The organism is Pseudomonas sp. B22129 (genome assembly GCF_044218875.1).
Classification (GTDB): Bacteria; Pseudomonadota; Gammaproteobacteria; order Pseudomonadales; family Pseudomonadaceae; genus Aquipseudomonas.
On record NZ_CP162592.1, the window covers coordinates 6,324,312 to 6,342,557 of the forward strand.

At 60.1% G+C, this 18,246-nt stretch carries 22 protein-coding genes; 11 read left to right on the forward strand and 11 right to left on the reverse strand.

Features of this window, described 5'->3' with window-relative positions; genetic code table 11:
• Positions 1 to 24 precede the first annotated feature (24 nt).
• From AB4P94_RS28745 to AB4P94_RS28760, 4 genes are all read left to right on the forward strand, one after another.
• Entirely contained in the window at positions 25 to 975 is a 951-nt protein-coding gene (locus tag AB4P94_RS28745; RefSeq protein WP_395608473.1) for a LysR family transcriptional regulator, read from the forward strand.
• Between the two features lie 80 nt (positions 976 to 1,055).
• Positions 1,056 to 1,508 (forward strand): MarR family winged helix-turn-helix transcriptional regulator, encoded by a 453-nt coding sequence (locus tag AB4P94_RS28750; protein WP_395608474.1) that lies wholly within the window; start codon positions 1,056 to 1,058, stop codon positions 1,506 to 1,508.
• 244 nt (positions 1,509 to 1,752) lie between these two features.
• Positions 1,753 to 2,172, forward strand: a complete 420-nt coding sequence (locus tag AB4P94_RS28755) for an organic hydroperoxide resistance protein (RefSeq protein WP_057710901.1) — start codon at positions 1,753 to 1,755, stop codon at positions 2,170 to 2,172.
• A gap of 27 nt (positions 2,173 to 2,199) precedes the next feature.
• Positions 2,200 to 3,216, forward strand: a complete 1,017-nt coding sequence (locus tag AB4P94_RS28760) for an alpha/beta hydrolase fold domain-containing protein (protein WP_395608475.1) — start codon at positions 2,200 to 2,202, stop codon at positions 3,214 to 3,216.
• 66 nt (positions 3,217 to 3,282) lie between these two features.
• On the opposite strand, the gene AB4P94_RS28765 is transcribed toward AB4P94_RS28760, so the two are convergent.
• Together AB4P94_RS28765 and earP are read right to left on the reverse strand one after the other, a co-directional pair.
• Entirely contained in the window at positions 3,283 to 3,855 is a 573-nt protein-coding gene (locus tag AB4P94_RS28765) for an elongation factor P (RefSeq protein ID WP_003172723.1), read from the reverse strand.
• 49 nt (positions 3,856 to 3,904) lie between these two features.
• Positions 3,905 to 5,038, reverse strand: coding sequence for an elongation factor P maturation arginine rhamnosyltransferase EarP (gene earP, locus AB4P94_RS28770; protein WP_395608476.1), 1,134 nt, complete (start codon positions 5,036 to 5,038; stop codon positions 3,905 to 3,907).
• A gap of 132 nt (positions 5,039 to 5,170) precedes the next feature.
• On the opposite strand from earP, the gene AB4P94_RS28775 reads away from it, so the two are divergent.
• Entirely contained in the window at positions 5,171 to 5,539 is a 369-nt protein-coding gene (locus AB4P94_RS28775; RefSeq protein WP_395608477.1) for a hypothetical protein, read from the forward strand.
• A gap of 5 nt (positions 5,540 to 5,544) precedes the next feature.
• Positions 5,545 to 6,027, forward strand: coding sequence for a GreA/GreB family elongation factor (locus tag AB4P94_RS28780; protein ID WP_395608478.1), 483 nt, complete (start codon positions 5,545 to 5,547; stop codon positions 6,025 to 6,027).
• Positions 6,028 to 6,079: 52 nt separating this feature from the next.
• Here AB4P94_RS28780 and cysB read toward each other — a convergent pair whose 3' ends face one another.
• From cysB to AB4P94_RS28805, 5 genes are all read right to left on the reverse strand, one after another.
• Positions 6,080 to 7,054: an HTH-type transcriptional regulator CysB gene (gene cysB, locus AB4P94_RS28785; protein ID WP_012722988.1), complete on the reverse strand. Its 975-nt coding sequence runs from the start codon at positions 7,052 to 7,054 to the stop codon at positions 6,080 to 6,082.
• Between the two features lie 103 nt (positions 7,055 to 7,157).
• Positions 7,158 to 7,658, reverse strand: coding sequence for a universal stress protein (locus tag AB4P94_RS28790; protein ID WP_395608479.1), 501 nt, complete (start codon positions 7,656 to 7,658; stop codon positions 7,158 to 7,160).
• A gap of 66 nt (positions 7,659 to 7,724) precedes the next feature.
• Positions 7,725 to 8,642 (reverse strand): 5'-nucleotidase, encoded by a 918-nt coding sequence (locus AB4P94_RS28795; RefSeq protein WP_395608480.1) that lies wholly within the window; start codon positions 8,640 to 8,642, stop codon positions 7,725 to 7,727.
• Between the two features lie 26 nt (positions 8,643 to 8,668).
• Entirely contained in the window at positions 8,669 to 9,631 is a 963-nt protein-coding gene (locus tag AB4P94_RS28800; RefSeq protein WP_395608481.1) for a putative 2-dehydropantoate 2-reductase, read from the reverse strand.
• A complete protein-coding gene (locus AB4P94_RS28805) occupies positions 9,628 to 10,014 on the reverse strand; it encodes a thioredoxin (RefSeq protein ID WP_395608482.1) in 387 nt (128 codons plus the stop codon). The genes AB4P94_RS28800 and AB4P94_RS28805 overlap by 4 nt, the downstream gene beginning before the upstream one ends.
• Between AB4P94_RS28805 and AB4P94_RS28810 the strand changes: the two genes are divergently transcribed.
• On the forward strand, positions 10,013 to 10,447 hold the full coding sequence (locus tag AB4P94_RS28810) for a PilZ domain-containing protein (protein WP_395608483.1): 435 nt from the start codon (positions 10,013 to 10,015) through the stop codon (positions 10,445 to 10,447). The genes AB4P94_RS28805 and AB4P94_RS28810 overlap by 2 nt on opposite strands.
• A 131-nt stretch (positions 10,448 to 10,578) precedes the next feature.
• On the forward strand, positions 10,579 to 11,655 hold the full coding sequence (locus AB4P94_RS28815) for a 3-deoxy-7-phosphoheptulonate synthase (protein ID WP_060753323.1): 1,077 nt from the start codon (positions 10,579 to 10,581) through the stop codon (positions 11,653 to 11,655).
• 79 nt (positions 11,656 to 11,734) lie between these two features.
• On the opposite strand, the gene AB4P94_RS28820 is transcribed toward AB4P94_RS28815, so the two are convergent.
• Entirely contained in the window at positions 11,735 to 12,016 is a 282-nt protein-coding gene (locus AB4P94_RS28820) for a GNAT family N-acetyltransferase (RefSeq protein ID WP_003233387.1), read from the reverse strand.
• A 612-nt stretch (positions 12,017 to 12,628) separates the two neighbouring features.
• Between AB4P94_RS28820 and oprI the strand changes: the two genes are divergently transcribed.
• Complete coding sequence (gene oprI / locus AB4P94_RS28825) at positions 12,629 to 12,880, forward strand: outer membrane lipoprotei OprI (protein ID WP_003172710.1); 252 nt, start codon at positions 12,629 to 12,631, stop codon at positions 12,878 to 12,880.
• A gap of 130 nt (positions 12,881 to 13,010) precedes the next feature.
• Here the strand turns inward: oprI and AB4P94_RS28830 are convergent, their stop codons facing one another.
• From AB4P94_RS28830 to AB4P94_RS28840, 3 genes are all read right to left on the reverse strand, one after another.
• A complete protein-coding gene (locus AB4P94_RS28830) occupies positions 13,011 to 13,982 on the reverse strand; it encodes a L,D-transpeptidase family protein (RefSeq protein ID WP_395608484.1) in 972 nt (323 codons plus the stop codon).
• A gap of 83 nt (positions 13,983 to 14,065) precedes the next feature.
• Positions 14,066 to 14,359: a hypothetical protein gene (locus tag AB4P94_RS28835; RefSeq protein ID WP_016972348.1), complete on the reverse strand. Its 294-nt coding sequence runs from the start codon at positions 14,357 to 14,359 to the stop codon at positions 14,066 to 14,068.
• A gap of 58 nt (positions 14,360 to 14,417) precedes the next feature.
• Positions 14,418 to 15,023, reverse strand: coding sequence for an arylesterase (locus AB4P94_RS28840; protein ID WP_395608485.1), 606 nt, complete (start codon positions 15,021 to 15,023; stop codon positions 14,418 to 14,420).
• Between the two features lie 10 nt (positions 15,024 to 15,033).
• Here AB4P94_RS28840 and AB4P94_RS28845 point away from each other — a divergent pair, with 10 nt between their 5' ends.
• Positions 15,034 to 15,717, forward strand: coding sequence for an ABC transporter ATP-binding protein (locus AB4P94_RS28845; RefSeq protein WP_005786391.1), 684 nt, complete (start codon positions 15,034 to 15,036; stop codon positions 15,715 to 15,717).
• Entirely contained in the window at positions 15,717 to 18,227 is a 2,511-nt protein-coding gene (locus tag AB4P94_RS28850) for an ABC transporter permease (protein WP_395608486.1), read from the forward strand. The genes AB4P94_RS28845 and AB4P94_RS28850 overlap by 1 nt, the downstream gene beginning before the upstream one ends.
• The last annotated feature ends 19 nt before the right edge of the window (positions 18,228 to 18,246 follow it).

Sequence of the window (18,246 nt, forward strand, 5' to 3'; positions counted from 1 at the left end):
GCCGACCTCGCATAAGCACCCGCCATGAACCCAAATACGCTGACCGATCAACTCGGCCTGTTTCTCGATGTACTGGAAACCGGCAGCTTTTCCGCCGCCGCACGGCGTCACCCGCTGACGCCCTCCGCAGTCGCCAGGCGCATCGATAGCCTGGAAAGCTCAGTGGGCAGCCGCCTGTTTCAGCGCAGCACCCACGCCGTAGTCGCGACCCCGGCAGGGTTGGCGTTTGCCGAACGGGCGCGGCGGATCGTCAGCGAACTGCAATTGGCGCGGGCCGAGGCCGTGTCCCTCAGCCACGCGCCGGAGGGGTTGATTCGTGTGGATGCGCCGGCAGCCTTCGGCCGACGGCATCTGGCGCCAGTGATTGCCGACTTCCTGAACGTGTATCCGGGGCTGGATGTGCACCTGCACCTGATTGACAGCTTTGTCGATATGCAGGGCGCCCACCTGGGCAAGGTTGATCTGGTATTGCGCGCCGGGCATATCGTCGACACCCGGCTGATCGCCACGCCACTGGCCAGCATTGTGCGCATCGCCTGTGCGAGCCCGGCCTACCTGAAGAGCCGTGGTACGCCGACCCATCCCCGCGAGCTGAGCGAGCACGACGGCCTGGATTGGGACGGCCTGGCACCGATGTTCGCCTGGCGCTTCGAGCTGGATGGGCGTCGCGCCACCTATCGGCCACGGCGCATTCGCATGAGCGCGAACAACGCCGAAGCGCTGCTCTCGGGCGCCCTCGCCGGGCTCGGGATCGCACATTTGCCGACCTGGTTGGCCAGCGAATACCTGGTGCGGGGTGAACTGCTGCCGCTGTTTTGCGAAAACGGTTTGCCCAGCCCGGAGACCAGTGGCATCTACGCGTTGCGCCTGGAGCAACACGCCAACGCGCGCAGCCGTCTGCTGCTGGAATACCTGAAGTCACGTTTCAGCCCCGTACCGCCTTGGGATCTGGCGCTGCAAAGCGGCTTGGTCTGACCGCCGGGGCAGAATTATCTGGCGCATTAAAGGTTTGCCCGCTAGATTCCAGCCAAGACACGCTTTTTTAAGGCAGCGCCATGAGCAAAAACCCTGACCCGTGCGAATCCCTGATGCTGGATAACCAGCTGTGCTTCGCCCTGCACTCCACCTCGCTGTTGATGACCAAGGTCTACAAGCCATTGCTGCAAGCCCTCGGCCTGACCTACCCGCAATACCTGGCCATGATGGTGTTGTGGGAAGAGGATGGTTTGACCGTCGGCGAAATCAGCAGCCGCCTGCTCACTGACCCCGGTTCGCTGACGCCGCTGCTCAAGCGCCTGGAAGCCGAAGGCCTGCTCAGCCGCACCCGCAGCCGTGAAGACGAACGGGTGGTGGTGGTGGAACTGACTGACGCCGGGCGTGCCTTGCAGGAAAAAGCCATGGGCATTCCGCAGTGCATCCTGGGGGCAAGCGGCCTGCAGCTGGAGCAATTGCGCAAGCTGCAGAGCGACCTGGTCGCGCTGCGCAGTAACCTGCAGGCCAACGTCTGACGCGATAGAACCCGCCGCCCAATCTCTAATGTGGGAGCTGGCTTGCCTGCGATTACGGTACATCAGCGATGAATGAATCGACTGACACACCGCTATCGCAGGCAAGCCAGCTCCCACATTTTGGTTGTGGGGACTAAAAAATTTGTAAATTTATCTTGCGCGCTAATTATTAGCGCTATACATTCACCTCACCAACTACTTAGCGCGCAAACATTTAGCGCTAACAACCCAAGAGGAAAACGCCATGCAAACTCTCTACACCGCAGTAGCCACCGCCACCGGCGGCCGTGATGGTCGTGCCGTATCCAGCGACAACATCCTCGACGTCAAACTCTCCACCCCCAAAGAACTGGGCGGCGCCGGCGGTCAGGCGACCAACCCGGAACAGCTGTTCGCCGCCGGTTACTCGGCCTGCTTTATCGGCGCACTGAAATTCGTCGCCAGCCAGACCAAACGCAAAATCCCGGATGACGCTTCGATCACGGCCCACGTGGGTATCGGTCAAATCCCCGGCGGTTTCGGTTTGGACATCGACCTGAATATCAGCCTGCCAGGACTGGCTCAGGACGATGCGCAAAGCCTGGTCGACGCCGCTCACCAAGTCTGCCCGTACTCCAATGCCACCCGCGGCAACGTGGATGTACGCCTGCACGTGACTGTCTAATGCCCTCTGCCGCCCCAGGAGAAGAAAATGAACACAATTGGTAAAGCGCTCACCGGCACCCTGCTCGCCCTGTCCATCACCCAGGCCTTCGCGGCAAACGGTGACGTAGAGCACAACACCCAGGCCTTTCTGGACGTGTTGAACGCCGGAACCGGCAAGCCGATGGAACAACTGACGCCAAAAGACGCCCGCGCGGTTTTGACGGGGGCACAGGCCGGCGTGAAGCTGACCTTGCCTGCGGCGGATGTGAGCCAGAAGACCATTCAAGTGGATGGCAAGCCGCTGGACCTGACCATCGTGCGTCCGGCCGGGGTCAAGGGCACATTGCCGGTGTTCATGTTCTTCCACGGTGGCGGCTGGGTGCTGGGGGATTACCCGACCCACGAACGCCTGGTGCGGGACCTGGTCGTGGGTTCGGGTGCGGCCGCAGTGTTCGTCAACTACACGCCATCACCCGAAGCGCATTACCCGGTGGCGATCAACCAGGCTTACGGCGCCACCCGATGGGTGGCCGAGCATGGCAAAGAAATCAACGTGGATGGCAAGCGCCTGGCAGTGGCGGGCAACAGTGTCGGTGGCAATATGGCGGCCGTGGTCAGCCTGATGGCCAAGGACAAAGGCACGCCGGCGATCAAATTCCAGCTGCTGTTGTGGCCGGTGACTGACGCCAACTTCGATACGGGGTCCTACAACCAGTTTGCCGAAGGTCACTTCCTCACTAGAAACATGATGAAGTGGTTCTGGGACAACTACACCACCAACGCCAACCAACGCGCCGAGGTCTACGCTTCGCCGCTGCGCGCGACCACTGACCAGTTGAAAGGCTTGCCGCCTGCGCTGGTCCAGACCGCCGGCGCCGACGTGCTGCGTGACGAAGGCGAGGCGTATGCCCGCAAGCTGGATGCCGCCGGTGTACCGGTGACCGCCGTGCGCTACAACGGCATGATCCACGACTACGGTTTGCTCAACGTCGTCAGCCAGGTGCCCGAGGTACGTTCAGCCCTGCTGCAAGCGTCACAAGAACTCAAACAACACTTGAAATAAAACGCAGCGCCCATAAAAAAGCCCGACGCATGGTCGGGCTTTTTCATTCGTACGGTTTGGCCAGAATTACTTCTTGGCGCGACCTTTGTACGAACCACCTTCGCGGGTGTCGATCTCGATCAGGTCGTCGATTTCGATGAAATCGGCTACTTGCAGTTCGGTACCGTTGCTCAGCTTGGCAGGCTTCATCACCTTGCCCGACGTGTCGCCGCGAGCGGAACCTTCGGTGTAGGCCACTTTACGCACGATGGTGGTCGGCAGCTCTACGGAAACCAGGCGCTCTTCGAAGAAGATAGCTTCGCAGACGTCTTCCATGCCTTCTTCGATGAACGGCAGAACGGCTTCGATATCTTCAGCGTTCAGCTCGTACATGGTGTAGTCGGTGGTGTCCATGAACGTGTAGGTGTCGCCGCTGATGAAGGACAGGGTCGCTTCTTTGCGGTCCAGGATCACGTCGTCCAGTTTGTCGTCGGCGCTGTAAACGATCTCGGTCTTGTAACCGGTCAGCAGGTTCTTCAGCTTGGTCTTCATGATTGCGCTGTTACGACCAGACTTGGTGAACTCAGCTTTCTGAACCAGCCAAGGGTCGTTTTCGAGACGGATCACTGTACCGGGTTTCAGTTCTTTACCAGTTTTCATTGCATATATCCGAAATTTGGATGGGATTTACAAAAATCAAGGTGGCGTATCATATCCAACTTTCATAAAACTGTACCAGCGCCGTCGCAAGATCGGCCTGCAAGCCTTGTTCCAGAGACCACGCCTGCGCGTGCCGGCTGACCTCAGGCCAGTGTTCCAACAGCATTTTCCACGGCTGAGCCATGTCGCCCTCCGTGTTCCAGGCTTGCCAAAGGGCGATCAGCGCGGCCCTTGCACCCGGCGATAAGGCAGCGGTGTACAACGCCAGGAACGCATCGAGCTTGTCCAGGTGGATGTCTTCGTCCTGGCGATAGATGTGCCACAGCAACGGCCGCCCGGCCCATTGGGCACGTACGAAAGAGTCTTCGCCGCGCACGGCGTTGAATTCGCAGCACCACAGCAGACGGTCATATTCTTCCTGGCGCACGAACGCAATGACCTGCACGACCAGCGCATCACGCTGATGGACGTCACCCGCCACCAGCCCTTCCACACCCAGCCAGCGCTGAACGTCGCCGAGTACCCGCCCTTCCGGTACCAGCAAATGCGTGGCACGCCCGTCCGTCGCCAGCGCATCCAGCCAACTGGCGAGGCCGGCGTTTTCGTAGGCAAACAACGACATCAAGCGCGAACCCGCTGCAGGAAAAACCCCAAGGTCTTGCAGGAATTCCTGTTGCGCACTGCCATCCTGCTGAAATGCCTGACGCTGCTCCAGTAAACCTGTCTCGCGCAACAAACCGCCGGTTCCCGCACGAAAACCAGGGAAGAAGAAGTACTTTTGCACCCCCTTGAACTTCACCGAAGGCAGGCGATGGCAACCCACCACCCACTCTTCGGCGCTGAGGTAATCCAGGTTCATCCATAACGGCGTGCCTTCGCGCGCGGCCATAGCCTCCATGTAATCAGGCGGCAACTGGCAGGCGAATGCGGCAATCACCACATCGGCGGATCGGGTTTCAGACCATTCGGCCGGCCAGTGGCGCACTTCAACGCCCTCTTGCCATTGCTGATCCCGTTGCACATCAATCTCGGGGCACATGCGCTCGAACGCTCGCAGGTCATCGACCCACAAACGCACGTCACACCCGTGGTCCACCACCAATTGCCGGGCCAGGCGCCAGGTCACGCCGATGTCGCCAAAGTTATCGACGACGCTGCAAAAAATATCCCAGCGGGCTTTCATTGCGGGCTCCAACACTCAAAGGCTCGATTGTCCGCATAAATGCGCCGATGCAGAAGGCTTGATCGCGATTATTCTCTACAGCGGCTGTGCGACAATCGCCGCCACGCTGCAAATGCCTGCCAGGAGGCCACTATGTCTGACCGTCCGCTGTCGCTGTTCAAACTGTGTCTTGCCATTGCGTTCGGCCTCTGGCTGGGGTTTATCGCCATTGTGCTGACCACGTGGCTGGCCTCACGCTACCTGTTCCCGCAAAGCCTGGCACCTGTCGCGCAGGCCGTTCAGCAACTGGGCAAACCGGCCGCCGTTGCACCAGAGCCGCCGAACCGGATGTTCGAGCAGTACACCGACAACCTGCGCAAACAGGAGCAACAGCAAGCTCTGGATCAGGCTCGAAACAATGCGCGCAACCTGTCCAACCCCAAATGCCAGTTCTGGTTGCAACAGGACCAGAACGCGCCCAACGAAAAGACCCGGGCCAATGTCCTGCAATTCTGTGATTGATGACCATGAATAAACACGCCGTCCACCACTTGGTCCTGGAAAAACTGAGCGTCGACCTGGACATCGCCCAACGTGCTGCCCAGACCGCCTACGAAACCGCGACCCACGAAGAAAACATCGCGGAAAACAAATACGACACGTTGGGGCTGGAGGCTTCTTATCTGGCGGCCGGGCAAGCCAAACGCGTTGAAGAAATCAAGCAGGCGCTGACGCTTTGCCAGAACATGCAACTGCGGCCCTACGATGACCAGCGAGGTATAGAGGTGGGCGCATTGCTGGGGCTGGAAGACGAGAACGGTCGCCAACAGTGGCTGTTTCTGGCGCCGGATGCGGCGGGCTTGAAAGTCGACGTGGTGGGGCAACCAGTGACCGTCATCACCCCGCGCTCACCGCTGGGCAAAAGCCTGCTGGGCAAGTTTGAAGGTGATGAGGTGGAGATTCGGGTGGCCGGCGCCCGGCAACACTTCACGGTTACCGAGGCTAAATAGCCGAGGCGCTTTTGTGGCGAGGGAGCTTGCTCCCTCGCCACATTTTACGGTGTCAGTGGACGGGCAGTTCTACGCCATCGAACAGCTCTTCCAGTTCCTGCTTGTTATGACACTGGATCGCCTTGGCCATGACTTCGCGGGTCAGGTGCGGCGCGAATTTTTCGATGAAATCGCACATGAAGCCACGCAGGAAAGTGCCGCGACGGAAGCCGATCTTGGTCACGCTGGACTCGAACAGCTCGCTGGCATCGAGCACCACCAGGTCTTTGTCCAGCGCCGTATCCACTGCCATCTTGGCAACGATGCCCACGCCCAGGCCCAGGCGCACGTAAGTCTTGATCACGTCGGCGTCGGCGGCGGTGAACACCACTTTTGGCGTCAGGCCACGGTGGCTGAAGGCTTCGTCGAGCTTGGAGCGGCCGGTGAAACCGAATACGTAAGTCACGATCGGGTATTCAGCCAGGGCTTCCAGAGTCAGCTTCGGCAGCTTGGCCAGCGGGTGGCCTTGAGGCACGACCACGCAACGGTTCCAGCGGTAGCACGGCATCATCACCAAGTCACCGAACAACTCCAGGGCTTCGGTAGCGATGGCAAAATCGACGGTACCGTCTGCGGCCATCTCGGCGATCTGCATCGGCGAACCCTGGTGCATGTGCAGCGCCACGTCAGGGTATTGCTTGATGAAGTCGCGGATCACCGGCGGCAGCGCATAACGCGCCTGGGTATGGGTGGTCGCGATCGACAGGGTGCCCTTCTTCTCGTTGGAGAATTCCTGGGCGATCTGCTTGATGCTTTCAACTTTGCGCAGGATTTCGCCGGCGGTGGTGATGATGCGCTCACCGGCCGGAGTGACACGGGTCAGGTGCTTGCCGCTGCGCGCGAACACTTCCACACCCAGCTCGTCTTCGAGCAGGCGGATCTGCTTGCTGATACCGGGTTGCGAGGTGTAAAGGCTTTGAGCAGTAGCGGAAACGTTGAGGTCGTGGTGCGCCACTTCCCAGATGTAGCGCAGTTGTTGAAGCTTCATATGTGTCCCTCAAAGCAGATAGACGCCACGGGTATCAGCGACGGTATATAACTATATTAAAGGTAAGACGGATAAATCTAGAACTTTTTATCGTTTTCTACCATCATATGTCATCGCTGCGTCGCCGCTGTAAGGAGGGCACCAGATAAACCGGCACCGTAGACAGTTGCAACACCCGTGCAGCGGTGCGTCCGAGCGGTGTGGCCGCTGCGGTTGCATGGCTATGACTACCTACGATCAACAGGTCGACGGAAAGTTTACGCAGCTGGTCGAGAATCACCTCGCACGGGTCCCCCTGGATCACCCGCACCGAGCGAATCAACTGCAAGTCCTGCTCCCCTTCCCCCAACTCCTCGCGAAAACTGTCCAGCACGCGTTGCTCAATCGTCGCCATCACGGTGGTCAGCCCCTGGCTCTGCCACTCACTCAAGGCCTTTTCATCAAGGTAGCTCTGCAACACCGATTCGGCGAACAGCCCGATCGGCTCCACCACATGTATCACATACAAATCCGCCTTGAACGTTCGGGCCAGTGCCAGCGCATGTTGCATCACATAAGGCGCATACAGACCAAGGTCCGTGGCGTACAGCATCGAACGGATCATAGAACCTCCTGGGCAGCCAGGATGGCGGAGATTGAATGAGCTTAGCAGTGCCTTGGAAAGTTCGGCTCAGCTCTCGGTCTGGATTTTCAACTCGTTGCTGATGCCATGAGGCACATGCCCGGTGGCGACCACTTCCCTGGCTTTCTCACAATGACCCGCCTGGTCATCGAAAAATACATCGGCAGCGAAGGCTTCCAGAAACGCGGCTTTTTCCAGGCCACCGAGAAACAGCGATTCGTCGAGGCGAATATCCCATTCGCGCAAGGTACGAATCACACGCTCGTGGGACGGTGCCGAGCGCGCAGTGACCAGCGCCGTGCGAATCGGGCAGGCGTCGTCTGCGAACTCACGTTGCAACAGGTTAAGCGCCGCCAGGAAACCTTTGAATGGCCCACCGTGCAAAGGCTCACGCGCCGACTCCCGCTCGCTGGCCTGAAACGCCGCCAGACCACCCGCTTGATAAACACGCTCCGACTCATCGGAAAACAACACCGCATCGCCGTCGAAGGCAATCCTCAGTTCCTCACTCGACGCCCGTCGCGCTCCGCCCGATAAAATCGTCGCCGCTGCAAAGCCGGCGTCGAGTGCACTGCGCACGTCTTCAGCATGGGTGGAAAGAAACAGATGGCAACCGAACGCGGCCAGGTAAGGATAAGGGCTGCGCCCGCCCACGAACGCAGCGCGGGAAATATCCAGGCCGTAATGCTGGATGGAATTGAACACACGCAAGCCGGTATCGGCGCTGTTGCGTGACACCAGCACCACTTCAACACGCGCACGCCCCAGGCTGGCGTTGAGGCTCAGCAGTTTCTTCACCAGCGGGAAGGCATCGCCGGGCTCGAGGGTTTCTTCCTCGTGTTCGATCTGGTACTTGCGGTAGGCCTCAACACCCTCGGCCTCGTAGACCTTGTGGCTGTCACTCAAGTCAAACAGCGCCCGCGACGAAATCGCCAGCACCAGCTTGTCGCCCAATCCCTTCGCCATGGTGTTTCCCCCCGGGCCCGCAACAATCAACGATTGTGCCGATCAATAAAGCTCAACGCCTGATACAGCGCCTGCATGCGCGGCAATTCACAACCCGCCGCTTTGGCCGCCGCGAGCGGCCGGGCATAGATGGCCGCCAGTTCCAGCGGGCGTTTATGCACGTGGTCGTGATACATGCTGGGCAGGTAGTCGTCCATGGTTTCGGTCATGGTGAACATCTGCCCGGCGTAACTGGCGGGAATTTCATGACCGCAGGCATGGGCGCCTTTTACCACTTCGGCCATCAGTGCCTGGATCAACTCACGGCTCGATTCATCGGCCATCATTGCCGTGGTACCGGTACCGAGCAATACCGAAAGGCCGTTGTAGGGCACGTTCCACACCAGCTTGTGCCAGCGCGCCTGATGCACATTGGCCATGGCCTGGGAATCGATACCAGCCTTGTGAAACAGTGCGGCGCCTTCTTCGACGATGGCTTTCTGGCGCGCCTCATCGTCGGCTGCAGTGCCACTGTGGTAGCCCAAATTGACCCGGCCGAGTGCCTGATGCTCGACAACACCCGGCGCGGAGCGATGCACGCCGATATAGCACAGACCGCCCAGCAGATGCAGCGAGGACGGCAGGTGTTCACGCAGGCTGTCTTCAACGTCAAGACCGTTTTGCAGCAGCACGACTTTGGCATCCGGCGCGGCGACCTGGGCGATGGTTGGGGCGAGGTCCACGTTACCGGTGGACTTGGTGCCCACCAGCAGCCAATCGCACCGCGGCATGTCGGCGGCACGGGCATAGGCTTGCACAGGATGCAGGTGTAATTTGCCGTGCAACCTACTGTTGAGGTGCAGGCCCTGTTCGCTGACCGCTGCGTATTCACTGCGCAGCAGGAAATGCACGTCGAACCCGGCACGCGCCAGCATCACGCCGTAGAACCCACCGATGGCGCCGGTGCCGATGATGCCAATGCGTGGCGACTGGGATGCAACTGCGGTCATGGCAAATCCTCTGGTGTGCGGGTAAGGGCTTGATTCACGGCGTGGGTCAGGTCAGCAAGCGTAAGACGTGTCTGTAGTTGCCCAAAGAATTGACCCTCGCACACCACGAACAACGCGGGCAAATGAAAGATCTCGTAGCGCTCGACGGCTCCGCCGTTGTGCCCGGCATCCACCCAGCACACACGGTCCACCGGCAAACGCCAGCCTGGCAACTGCTGGCGTGCCCACCGGCAACTCGAACAGCCTACGCTTGTAAACACCAGGAGCGAAATACCTGGCAATCCCAGCAATTGCTGGTCAATATCCAGGTCGGTCAATTCCAGTTCCTTCACTATACTGCTGCCACCGCCGTCAACTGGACGGTGCTCGGAGTCCGTGTACATGGGTCGTTTTTTACCTCACCCTGATGATGTCGCTGTCGAGTTAATCCAACGCCCCGCTCCTGCCATTCCCCGCCAACGCCTGCACACTATCGGCCTGGGCGGCGTCGCCTGCAATTGCCCGCGCGCCTGGCGCCAGGGCACTGCGGTGGACTTGCGCATTCCGTCCCTGGGCGTCAGCGCCCGCTATCCGGGCTATGTCGCCTGGTGCCGCAAGGTAGACAACGGCTACCGCATCGGTATCTCGTTTACCGATGAGCACGCCTTGTTCGGTGCGCGAATGGGCGAGCAAGTGTGCCAGATCGAACGCTACTGCCGCTTGCACGAGCATACTGAACCTACGCCTGCTCAACTTGAAACCCTGGCCCGCGAGTGGGTCTCGCGCCATGCCGGCGAGTTCGCCCATGAGACGTTTGTGCAGCCGGTGCTGGATTAAACCCGGCTTTGCCCATTGTCGCGGGCCCGTGTTACGCGCTAAGGTTCCTCCCCCCTGCATTCAAATCATGCTGTGCTCCGCCGCACGGGGATGGCTGGCGGCCGGCACCCGTGACCCTGACGAGTAACACGATGGCTGATTTACCGATCAACGACCTTAACGTCGAATCCAACGAGACCCTGATCACGCCCGATCAGCTCAAACGCGAAATCCCCCTGAGCGACGCTGCCCTGCAGACCGTCACCAAGGGCCGCGAAGTCATCCGTGACATCCTCGACGGCACCGACCACCGCCTCTTCGTAGTGATCGGCCCGTGCTCGATCCACGACCTCAAGGCCGCCCACGAATACGCCGAGCGCCTGAAAGTGCTGGCCGCCGAAGTGTCCGACACCCTGTACCTGGTGATGCGCGTCTATTTCGAAAAACCGCGTACCACTGTCGGCTGGAAAGGCTTGATCAACGACCCGTACCTGGATGACTCCTTCAAGATCCAGGACGGTCTGCACATTGGTCGCCAGTTGTTGCTGGACCTGGCCGAAATGGGCCTGCCTACCGCCACCGAAGCGCTCGACCCGATCTCCCCGCAATACCTGCAGGACCTGATCAGCTGGTCGGCCATCGGCGCGCGTACCACCGAATCGCAGACCCACCGCGAAATGGCCTCCGGCCTGTCTTCGGCAGTAGGCTTCAAGAACGGCACCGATGGCGGCCTGACGGTTGCGATCAACGCACTGCAATCGGTGTCGAGCCCGCACCGCTTCCTGGGGATCAACCAGGAAGGTGGCGTGTCCATCGTCACCACCAAGGGCAACGCCTACGGCCACGTGGTATTGCGCGGCGGTAACGGCAAGCCCAACTATGACTCGGTCAGCGTTGCGCTGTGCGAACAGGCACTGAACAAAGCCAAGATCAAGCCGAACATCATGGTCGACTGCAGCCACGCCAACTCCAACAAAGACCCGGCCTTGCAGCCGCTGGTGATGGAGAACGTGGCCAACCAGATTTTGGAAGGCAACCAGTCGATCATCGGCCTGATGGTCGAAAGTCATCTGAACTGGGGCTGTCAGGCCATTCCAAAGGATCTCGCCGACCTGCAATATGGTGTGTCGATCACCGATGCCTGCATCGACTGGTCCGCCACCGAGACCACCCTGCGCAGCATGCACGCCAAGCTCAAGGACGTATTGCCTAAACGCAAGCGCACCTGAGCCCGCAGCTGCATGTGAATCAAGCGCACACAAAAACGCCGGGCCAAGCCCGGCGTTTTTGTGTGCGGCTGTTTAATGCTTACAGCTTCGCGGCATGGCGCTGGTGACGCTCCATGTAGCGCTCCACATAGGAGCACGAAGGGATCACGGTGTAGCCGGACTCTTCTGCGAACTTCAAGGCCTCTTCGGTCAACGCGGCAGCGATGCCACGCCCACGCAGTGCGTTGGGCACGAAGGTGCGATAGATATCCAGGGTCTGCTTCCCGAGGTCCATGTAGGTCAGGTAGGCACGATGACCGTCCACATTGGTCTCGAACTGATGACCTGCCTGGTCATGGTGGATGGACAACGCCTCGCTCATCACTACTCCTCGCGGGTCTTGAATTTCGACCCCTACCTTACCGATGTTTTTCCGGCGAAGGAACATCTACGCCACCCCGTGCCGGTTTCGACAACGAGAAAACCCATAGCGCTCACAACCAGCACGTAGGGAATAGTAAGCACCAATGCTGCAATAGCTCAAGACGCGCTCGTCATCCCCTGCCGCTGGAGGTTACAGAAAGGGCTTCGATCAACCTGAGATCGATAGCCTGAACATTGCCGGCAGTTGAAGCTTGAGACGAACTGCCGCTCTTAAAGTCACCTCTACATGCGCGAAAGATGCCGGAGGTGGTAAAGGCAGGTGTTAGAAAAGTGTCATCGTCGATATATAAATTTTCACCTGATTACCCGCCCCGGCACATGCGGGCCGGACCTTTCAGCTTGGATCCAGTTCCCGAAAAAATGAAAAAATCTGAACAGTTTTTATACAAACCTCCAAAAGATTAGCCAAAATAGATTCGGCACAAGAATTTTTTTTGCTTCTTGCGCTACGTCAGTTTACTTACTACAAGTAATGAGTAGTATGTACGCCGGCTATCAGCTCACTCTGAGAAAGTAGCCATTTAATAGAAAGTCCTTGAAGGGGAACACGATGAACAACGTTCTGAAATTCTCTGCTCTGGCTCTGGCCGCAGTTCTGGCTACCGGTTGCAGCAGCGTCTCCAAAGAAACCGAAGCTCGTCTGACTGCAACTGAAGACGCAGCAGCTCGCTCCCAGGCTCGTGCAGACGAAGCCTACCGTAAAGCTGATGAAGCTCTGGCTGCTGCTCAAAAAGCACAACAGACTGCTGACGAAGCTAACGAGCGCGCTCTGCGTATGCTTGAAAAAGCAAGCCGCAAGTAATAATCCCTCGGGGTTGTTATCAAGCCGATCCATTCTTGGGTCGGCTTTTTTATTGCCTGCGATATCCTGAATCCGGGCAATAAAAAGCCCGCCGCAGCACCAGGCCGGAGCGGGCTCTTGATCGGGTAGCTTATTGCTGCAGATCAACCGGCGTGCTGGACGCCACCGGCGCATTACCACCCGGAACGCCAATCTCGGTCGGCAGGCCATCTTCAGCTGCAACCACGTCACGCACCTGATCCCAATTCACTCGCAGGTTATTAGCCAGGTCTTCACGCTTGAGCAAGGCGTTGATCACCGCTGTGTGCTTGTCGACCACCGACGGCGTGCCATCGTCGTTGAGCGGTGTGTGCGCTTCGAGGTAAACCTTGCCGCCGCTGCTGCCGAACTTGTAGGCATCGTTAAGAATGCGCACCGAGGTCCCCACAGGCACCATGTCGGCCATTTCCAGCACATTGTTGTTGAACATGCGGAAGCAGCCGTGGCTTGTACGCGTGCCGATACCAAATTTCATGTTGGAACCATGAATCAGGTAACCCGGCGTGCCGAGGGTGAACTTGAACGGCCCGAGCGGGTTATCCGGACCAGCCGGTACCACGTTGGGCAAGGGGTCACCATTGGCGGCGTGTTCAGCTTTGATCGAGGCGGGTGGCGTCCATGTCGGGTTGGGGATCTTGCCGGTGATGGTGGTGTGCGCAATCGGTGAGCCCCAGCCCTCACGGCCAATCCCCAAAGGGAACGTATAGACGACGTTCTGCCCCTTCGGATAGTAATAGAGGCGGTATTCAGCCAGGTTGATCACGATGCCTTCACGCGGGCCGGGCGGCAGGATGAAACGCGTCGGCAACACAATCTCGGTACCGGCGCCGGGCAACCAGGCATCGACGCCGGGGTTGGCCGCGACCATTTCCGAATAGCCCAGGTCATAGGTAGTGCCCAGGTCGGCAAAGGTGTCTTCGTACTTGGCCTTGATCACCTGGACCTGACCGACAATGTCTTCACCGGGAGGCGGCAAGGGCAACTGCAAGGCTGACGCCGAACCGGCCGCGCAGAGGGCAGCGAAAGACAGGCAGCAGGTGACGACGGAGAGGCGCGACAACATCCGGAAAATCCTTCGCAGAACGACGGGTAGGAAAAAACTGATTGTATACGTGAAGCGCCCTTCAAGCATCAAGCGGCCCGCGTTTACAGCTCGAAGCGCAGCTCCGGCCAGATCGGCGGCGTGCCGCGCTTTTGCGATTCGAGAATGGCCCGACACAAGGGGCATAGCCGCTGGTCCTGGAAGATCGAGCGATCCACCGACGACCAGCGTGGTTGCGCCGGCAACAGTGTGCCGCACAACGTGCGATCGATCGAGCCGCCCAATTCCAGTTGACGCGCCACCAGATGCACCCTGACTTCCTGGCAGGCGAACAGATCCAGCTGCTCGTCCGGCTCGATCAGTTGGTAGTTAAACAGGGACCAGGCAGGACGCGACATCGGGGGCTCCAAATCGGGGGGGCGCCACCTTAGCCGAAAGCCCGCTGCGAGAGAAGCGTCATAGCAGCGGTTTTAGCGTCGGCCAGACATTTTCCAGCAACTTGCCCTGGGCACCGACCGCCGGGTGAAGCTGGTCGGCCTGCATCAACTCCGGATGCCCGCCAATGCCTTCCAGGAAAAACGGTACCAACGGGATATTTTTTTCTTCTGCCAGCGTGCCATAGACCTTGGCAAACGCGGTGGTGTAGCGCGGGCCATAGTTGGGCGGCAGTTGCATGCCCAACAGCAATACCTTGGCGCCGCCCGCCCTGGACTGATCAATCATCGAAGCAAGATTTTGTTGCAATTGAGCCGGTGGCTGGCCGCGCAGGCCGTCGTTGCCCCCCAACTCAAGGATGACGACATCCGGTTTATGCTCTGCAAGCGCCGCCGGCAGCCGCGCCAGGCCCCCGGCGCTGGTGTCGCCACTGATGGAAGCGTTGACGACTTTATCGTCAAAACCTTCCTTCTTGAGCCGTTGTTCCAGGAGCGCTACCCACCCTTTGCTGGTATCCAGGCCGAAACCGGCACTGATACTATCGCCAACGATCAGGACTGTACCCGCCGCTGCGTTCTGGGCCATGCACATCAAGGCCAGGCCAGCACTCAAAAACCACATTCGCATTGGATTCTCCATGGGCGCAAGCATTCTCACCGCGCGAAACCTTAGCAAAGTGGTTCCCAGCGCGGAAGGTGAACTGACTATCCTGCACGAACTGAGCCTGGAACTGAACAAGGGCGATAGCCTGGCTATTGTCGGCAGCTCCGGTTCCGGCAAATCCACCCTCCTCGGCCTGCTGGCCGGCCTCGACCTGCCCAGCAGCGGCGAAGTCACCCTCGCCGGCCAGGCCCTCAGCACCCTTGATGAAGACCAGCGCGCACGCATCCGCGCCGAGCATGTAGGCTTTGTCTTTCAATCTTTCCAGTTGCTCGACAGCCTCAATGCCCTGGAAAACGTCATGCTGCCGCTGGAGCTGGACGGCCGCAAAGACGCCCGCGAACGCGCCAGGCACCTGCTGGAACGTGTAGGCCTGGGCCAGCGTCTGACCCATTCGCCGCGCCAGCTCTCCGGCGGCGAGCAACAACGCGTCGCCATTGCCCGGGCATTCGCCGCCGAACCGGACGTGCTGTTTGCCGATGAACCCACCGGCAACCTCGACAGCCACACTGGCGAGCGCATCAGCGACCTGCTGTTTGAACTCAACAAAGAAAGCGGCACGACCCTGGTGCTGGTCACCCACGACGAGCGCCTGGCCCACCGTTGCCGACGCCTGATCCGCCTTGAAGCCGGCCTGATGGTCGCGCCCCTGGAGCCTTGATGGCACGTTTGCCGCTATTGCGCCTGTTCAGCCTTGCCATGCGTCAATTGCTGCGCGATGCCCGCGCCGGCGAATTGCGCGTGTTGTTCTTCGCCCTGGTGGTGGCCGTGGCCGCCAGCACAGCGATTGGTTACTTCGGCGCGCGCCTCAATGGCGCCATGCTGTTGCGTGCCACCGAATTTCTCGGCGCCGACCTGGTGCTCGAAGGCAGCTCACCGGCCCGGCCCGAGCAAATAAAATCCGGCACCGAACTGGGCCTGGATCACGCACGCATTGTCGAATTTTCAAGCGTGATCGCCACGGACAATGGCATTCAGCTTTCCAGCATCAAGGCGGTGAACGAGCACTATCCGCTGCGCGGAGAACTGAAAAGCGCTGCCGAGCCTTTCGGCCCTGAAACCTCAGGCGGCGGCCCCAAGCCCGGCGAGGCCTGGGTTGAAGCGCGGCTATTGCCGGCGCTGAACCTGAAGGTCGGTGACAGCATTGATGTCGGCATGAAGACACTGCGCCTGGCACGCATCCTGACCTACGAGCCGGATCGTGCCGGCAACTTCTACAGCCTGACCCCACGGGTGATGATCAACCTCGCGGACCTGGACGCCACCGGCGTGGTCCAGCCCGGCAGCCGCGTCAGCTATCGCGAACTGTGGCGCGCGCCACCAGGCACGACCGTGCTGCAAACCTATCGCGACCTGGTCAAACCCGGCCTTGCCGCCAACCAGCGCTTGCAGGATTCGCGGGACGGCAACCAGCAAATCGGCGGTGCCTTGGGCAAGGCCGAGCGCTACCTGAACATGGCCAGCCTCGTTGCGGTGTTGCTGGCCGGCGTGGCCGTGGCACTGTCCGCCAACCGTTTCGCCAGCCGACGCTTCGACGCCAGTGCCTTATTGCGCTGCCTGGGGCTGTCACGGCGCGAAGCGATGCTGCTGTTCAGCCTGCAACTGAGCGTGCTGGGCCTGTTGGCGAGCCTGGCTGGCGCCCTGCTCGGCTGGCTGGCGCAGTTTGGCCTGTTTTACTTCCTGCACGATTTGCTGCCGGCCGATGTACCCCCCGGCGGGCTGCTGCCGGCGGTTGCAGGCATCGGCACCGGGCTTGTCGCCCTCGCCGGCTTTGCCCTGCCCCCTTTGGCAGCGCTGGGCCGCGTGCCACCGCTGCGGGTGTTGCGCCGCGACTTGCTGCCTATCCCTTCCAGCACCTGGATGGTTTACGGTGCAGCGCTGTTCGCGCTCGGCCTGATCATGTGGCGTCTGAGCCTGGATCTAATCCTGACCTTCGCGTTGCTGGGCGGCGGTGTGGTGGCTGCGCTAATCCTCGGCGGGTTGCTGTTGTTGCTGCTGCAAAGCCTGCGGCGTTTATTGGCGCGCGCGTCTCTGCCCTGGCGTCTGGGTCTGGGCCAATTGCTGCGCCACCCATTGGCGGCGGCCGGGCAGTCCCTGGCGTTTGGCCTGATCTTGCTGTCCATGGGACTGATCGCCCTGCTGCGCGGCGAGTTGCTCGACACTTGGCAAAATCAGCTGCCAAAGGACGCGCCCAACTATTTCGCCCTGAACATTCTGCCCGCCGACAAGGATGCGTTTGGAGCCCGGCTTCTGGAGTTGCAAGCGCAGGCAGCGCCTTTGTACCCGGTGGTACCGGGTCGACTGATCAGCATCAATGGTGCGCCCGTGCAGGAAATTGTCAGTAAAGACTCCAGCGGAGACCGTGCCGTACAACGCGATTTGAGCCTGACCTGGGCCGCCGACCTGCCACCGGGAAATGTCCTGACCGCTGGTTCCTGGTGGTCGCAGCAACCAGGCGATGAAATCCCGGGCGTGTCGGTGGAGGCCAAGGTGGCCGAAAGCCTCAAGCTAAAACTCAATGACCATCTGGTGTTCACGGTCGGCGGTGAAAACCGCGAGGCCCGGGTCACAAGCCTGCGGACGATCAACTGGGACAACTTCCAGCCCAACTTTTTCATGATTTTCCAACCCGGCACCCTGAAGGACCTGCCCGCGACCTATCTGACCAGCTTCTATCTGGCACCTGGGCATGACCAGCAGATCGTCGACCTGTCCCGGGCTTTCCCGGCGGTCACCATCTTGCAAGTCGAAGCCTTGCTGGAGCAATTGCGCAGCATCCTTGCCCAAGTGACCCTGGCGGTGGAATACGTGCTGTTGTTTGTGTTGGCTGCGGGAATGGCCGTGCTGTTCTCCGGCTTGCAGGCCACGCTCGATGAGCGGATTCGCCAAGGCGCGCTGCTGCGGGCACTGGGCGCCGAGCGCAAGTTGCTGGTCAAGGCCCGGCGCATTGAATTCGGCTTGCTGGGTGCCGTCAGCGGTCTGCTGGCTGCACTGGGCACCGAGTTGGTGACAGGGGTGCTGTACCGCTACGCGTTTGATCTGGTCTGGCACCCTCATCCATGGCTGCTGGTGCTACCCGTGATCGGCGCGGTGCTGATCGGCGGTGCCGGGGTATTCGGTACTCGCCGTGCACTGAACGCCAGCCCGTTGACGGTACTGCGCGAAGGCTGAAACGCCAACGGCCCGCCTC

Excerpts from the sequence above, each read along its gene's own strand:
- earP (WP_395608476.1), bottom strand. The coding sequence starts at position 5,038 with ATGAAAGCCCGCTGGGATATTTTTTGCAGCGTCGTCGATAACTTTGGC.
- AB4P94_RS28790 (WP_395608479.1), bottom strand. The coding sequence starts at position 7,658 with ATGATCCGTTCGATGCTGTACGCCACGGACCTTGGTCTGTATGCGCCT.
- AB4P94_RS28845 (WP_005786391.1), top strand. The coding sequence starts at position 15,034 with ATGGGCGCAAGCATTCTCACCGCGCGAAACCTTAGCAAAGTGGTTCCC.
- AB4P94_RS28820 (WP_003233387.1), bottom strand. The coding sequence starts at position 12,016 with ATGAGCGAGGCGTTGTCCATCCACCATGACCAGGCAGGTCATCAGTTC.
- AB4P94_RS28795 (WP_395608480.1), bottom strand. The coding sequence starts at position 8,642 with ATGGCGAAGGGATTGGGCGACAAGCTGGTGCTGGCGATTTCGTCGCGG.
- AB4P94_RS28840 (WP_395608485.1), bottom strand. The coding sequence starts at position 15,023 with ATGCGAATGTGGTTTTTGAGTGCTGGCCTGGCCTTGATGTGCATGGCC.
- AB4P94_RS28815 (WP_060753323.1), top strand. The coding sequence starts at position 10,579 with ATGGCTGATTTACCGATCAACGACCTTAACGTCGAATCCAACGAGACC.
- cysB (WP_012722988.1), bottom strand. The coding sequence starts at position 7,054 with ATGAAGCTTCAACAACTGCGCTACATCTGGGAAGTGGCGCACCACGAC.
- AB4P94_RS28810 (WP_395608483.1), top strand. The coding sequence starts at position 10,013 with ATGGGTCGTTTTTTACCTCACCCTGATGATGTCGCTGTCGAGTTAATC.
- AB4P94_RS28750 (WP_395608474.1), top strand. The coding sequence starts at position 1,056 with ATGAGCAAAAACCCTGACCCGTGCGAATCCCTGATGCTGGATAACCAG.
- oprI (WP_003172710.1), top strand. The coding sequence starts at position 12,629 with ATGAACAACGTTCTGAAATTCTCTGCTCTGGCTCTGGCCGCAGTTCTG.
- AB4P94_RS28805 (WP_395608482.1), bottom strand. The coding sequence starts at position 10,014 with ATGTACACGGACTCCGAGCACCGTCCAGTTGACGGCGGTGGCAGCAGT.
- AB4P94_RS28765 (WP_003172723.1), bottom strand. The coding sequence starts at position 3,855 with ATGAAAACTGGTAAAGAACTGAAACCCGGTACAGTGATCCGTCTCGAA.
- AB4P94_RS28850 (WP_395608486.1), top strand. The coding sequence starts at position 15,717 with ATGGCACGTTTGCCGCTATTGCGCCTGTTCAGCCTTGCCATGCGTCAA.
- AB4P94_RS28835 (WP_016972348.1), bottom strand. The coding sequence starts at position 14,359 with ATGTCGCGTCCTGCCTGGTCCCTGTTTAACTACCAACTGATCGAGCCG.
- AB4P94_RS28755 (WP_057710901.1), top strand. The coding sequence starts at position 1,753 with ATGCAAACTCTCTACACCGCAGTAGCCACCGCCACCGGCGGCCGTGAT.
- AB4P94_RS28745 (WP_395608473.1), top strand. The coding sequence starts at position 25 with ATGAACCCAAATACGCTGACCGATCAACTCGGCCTGTTTCTCGATGTA.
- AB4P94_RS28800 (WP_395608481.1), bottom strand. The coding sequence starts at position 9,631 with ATGACCGCAGTTGCATCCCAGTCGCCACGCATTGGCATCATCGGCACC.
- AB4P94_RS28780 (WP_395608478.1), top strand. The coding sequence starts at position 5,545 with ATGAATAAACACGCCGTCCACCACTTGGTCCTGGAAAAACTGAGCGTC.
- AB4P94_RS28830 (WP_395608484.1), bottom strand. The coding sequence starts at position 13,982 with ATGTTGTCGCGCCTCTCCGTCGTCACCTGCTGCCTGTCTTTCGCTGCC.
- AB4P94_RS28775 (WP_395608477.1), top strand. The coding sequence starts at position 5,171 with ATGTCTGACCGTCCGCTGTCGCTGTTCAAACTGTGTCTTGCCATTGCG.
- AB4P94_RS28760 (WP_395608475.1), top strand. The coding sequence starts at position 2,200 with ATGAACACAATTGGTAAAGCGCTCACCGGCACCCTGCTCGCCCTGTCC.